Raw genomic sequence first — 220 nt, 5'->3', positions numbered from 1 at the left:
GTTACCGCTCGACTTGCATGTGTTAGGCCTGCCGCCAGCGTTCAATCTGAGCCATGATCAAACTCTTCAATTAAAAGTGTTTTTGGACTTTCGTCCGACTCAATGAATTCTGATTTTGATATCAAAAGATATCGAATTGACTGTGCTGAAATAAACTATGTTTATTTCCGTTGGTCACTCAGTTCAATTAAGTCTAAATTTTGTTACGCTTTAAAAGCGT

The 220-nt window shown here is 37.7% G+C and carries 1 rRNA gene; it reads right to left on the bottom strand.

The features are described from left to right. Nucleotides 1-73 (bottom strand): 16S ribosomal RNA (locus C2M30_RS12285); the annotation flags it as partial. Nucleotides 74-220 lie beyond the last annotated feature (147 nt).

It is taken from the genome of Pseudoalteromonas sp. T1lg24 (assembly GCF_002964745.1).
Lineage (GTDB): Bacteria > Pseudomonadota > Gammaproteobacteria > Enterobacterales > Alteromonadaceae > Pseudoalteromonas > Pseudoalteromonas spongiae.
This window is presented reverse-complemented; position numbering and strand designations above follow the sequence as displayed.